Origin of the sequence: Acinetobacter sp. A3, assembly GCF_012371415.1 — a bacterium.
Taxonomy (GTDB): Bacteria; Pseudomonadota; Gammaproteobacteria; order Pseudomonadales; family Moraxellaceae; genus Acinetobacter.
This window is the reverse complement of the sequence record NZ_JAAZQW010000082.1, coordinates 1-1,861: the sequence shown is the minus strand read 5'-3', so window position 1 is coordinate 1,861 and position 1,861 is coordinate 1. Positions and strand designations below refer to the sequence as shown.

Sequence of the window (1,861 nt, the reverse complement as noted above, 5' to 3'; positions counted from 1 at the left end):
GCTTGTAATGCCTTACTTGGTTCCAAATGAGTTATTAACAGGTTGGCTATTGTATCTGAAATTTCATGTTCAGCAAGGGCTGAATCAAGATATTTGATCTGATCAGGTTTAAGTGATCTTTTATGAATCGATTGATGCTTGTGATACAACAACTGTTTGGGTGTTGTATAGTCAAGCCTCACGAGCAATTAGTATTGGTCAGCTTCACATATCGCTATGCTTCCACATCCAACCTATCAACGTCGTAGTCTTCAACGGCTCTTTAGGAGGCATAAAGCCTCGGGGAAATCTTATCTTGAGGTAGGCTTCCCGCTTAGATGCTTTCAGCGGTTATCCCTTCCGAACATAGCTACCCGGCGATGCGACTGGCGTCACAACCGGTACACCAGAGGTTCGTCCACTCTGGTCCTCTCGTACTAGGAGCAGATCCTCTCAAATTTCCAGCGCCCACGGTAGATAGGGACCGAACTGTCTCACGACGTTCTAAACCCAGCTCGCGTACCTCTTTAAATGGCGAACAGCCATACCCTTGGGACCTGCTTCAGCCCCAGGATGAGATGAGCCGACATCGAGGTGCCAAACACCGCCGTCGATATGAACTCTTGGGCGGTATCAGCCTGTTATCCCCAGAGTACCTTTTATCCGTTGAGCGATGGCCCTTCCATACAGAACCACCGGATCACTAAGACCTACTTTCGTACCTGCTCGACTTGTGGGTCTCGCAGTTAAGCGCGCTTTTGCCTTTATACTCTACGCGTGATTTCCGACCACGCTGAGCGCACCTTCGTACTCCTCCGTTACTCTTTAGGAGGAGACCGCCCCAGTCAAACTACCCACCAGACATGGTCCTCGTCCCGGATAACGGGACAGAGTTAGAACCTCAACATTACCAGGGTGGTATTTCAAGGACGGCTCCACTCGAACTAGCGTCCGAGTTTCAAAGCCTCCCACCTATCCTACACAAGTAAGGTCAAAGTTCAATGTCAAGCTGCAGTAAAGGTTCACGGGGTCTTTCCGTCTAGCCGCGGGTACACCGCATCTTCACGGCGAATTCGATTTCACTGAGCCTCTGCTGGAGACAGCGCCGCCATCATTATGCCATTCGTGCAGGTCGGAACTTACCCGACAAGGAATTTCGCTACCTTAGGACCGTTATAGTTACGGCCGCCGTTTACTGGGGCTTCGATCAAGAGCTTCGCTTACGCTAACCCCATCAATTAACCTTCCAGCACCGGGCAGGCATCACACCCTATACGTCCACTTTCGTGTTTGCAGAGTGCTATGTTTTTAATAAACAGTTGCAGCGGCCTGGTTTCTGAGGCTGTCGACAGCTCAAGGAGCAAGTCCTATCACCATCAACAGCGTACCTTCTCCCGAAGTTACGGTACCATTTTGCCTAGTTCCTTCAGCAGAGTTCTCTCAAGCGCTTTGGTCTACTCGACCTGACCACCTGTGTCGGTTTCGGGTACGATTCCAGTGTAACTGAAGCTTAGAGACTTTTCCTGGAAGCAGGGTATCAGCCACTTCACTGTACAAGTACAGCTTGCTATCAGATCTCAGCATAGAGCACCCCGGATTTGCCTAAGATGCATGCCTACTTCCTTTCACCTGGACAACCAACGCCAGGCTGACTTAACCTTCTCCGTCCTCTCATCGCATTACACTGAAGTATTGGAATATTAACCAATTTCCCATCGACTACGCCTCTCGGCCTCGCCTTAGGGGTCGACTCACCCAGCCCCGATTAACGTTGGACTGGAACCCTTGGTCTTTCAGCGAACGGGTTTTTCACCCGTTTTGTCGTTACTCACGTCAGCATTCGCACTTCTGATACCTCCAGCAGACTTCTCAATCCACCTTC

The 1,861-nt window shown here is 50.2% G+C and carries 1 rRNA gene; it reads right to left on the bottom strand.

The features are described from left to right. Nucleotides 1-167: 167 nt before the first annotated feature. Nucleotides 168-1,861, bottom strand: a 23S ribosomal RNA gene (locus HHA42_RS13270); the annotation flags it as partial.